Genomic DNA, 748 nt, shown 5'->3' with positions numbered 1-748 from the left:
GGGGGGGGGCGGGGGGGGGGGCGGGGGCGGCACGGCCGGCTTCGGGGTGGCCGCCGCCGGGGGGGGGGTGGGGGGGGGGCGGCCCGGACTGGGCTGGACGCTGTCCGGGCCGGGCTCGCCGGTGACGTCCGGCAGCGGCGGCTCGGGCTCCGGCGACTGCTCCGGCTCGGGCGCGGCGGCGCTCGGCGCGGCCGGCAGCGGCAGGAACGGCGCGTCGACCGAGGGGCCGCCGAGCACAGTGCTGGTCAGCAGCGCCAGGTAGCCGGCGGCGGGGACTGCGAGCAGCAGTCCCAACCGCCGGACCCGGCGCTGTCGGCGGCCGGAGGAGTCCACGAACACCGGGGCGGTGGTGGTCTCGGCGGCCTGCCGGGAAAGGGAGGCGGCCGGGGAACCGGGCAGCGGATCCCCGACCGCCGGCTCGTGGTCGTGCAGTGAGACGGTCACGGTCGGTCCAGGTGTGGGCTGGTCGAGCGGGGTGCCGACCCGCCCTGACTGCGGGCGGGCGGGCCGGCGGGGTCCCCGGTTCGTCCTGACTGCGGGCGGACGGACCGGAGGGGGTTCGGCCCGGCCGGACCGGCGGCGCGTCCGGGGGGTGCGCCTGCCGGTCCGGTCGGGACCGGCCGGGTGGACGGCGGGCACGGGGGGGCCGACCGGCCACCCGGAGTCCTCGGGTGGAGCGGGGTACTGCGGGTGGAGCGGGGTACTGCGGGTAGTGCGGTGGTGCGGGGTGGAGCGGGGTACTGCGGGG

General features: G+C 80.7%; 1 pseudogene. It reads right to left on the bottom strand.

Annotation, left to right across the window (positions count from 1 at the left end):
- A pseudogene (locus ADK60_RS45025) lies at positions 1-444 on the bottom strand (hypothetical protein); the annotation flags it as partial.
- Positions 445-748 lie beyond the last annotated feature (304 nt).

This window comes from Streptomyces sp. XY431 (genome assembly GCF_001279805.1).
Classification (GTDB): domain Bacteria; phylum Actinomycetota; class Actinomycetes; order Streptomycetales; family Streptomycetaceae; genus Kitasatospora; species Kitasatospora purpeofusca.
Note: the sequence above shows the minus strand (reverse complement) of the source record. Positions and strands in the feature narration are given on the sequence as shown.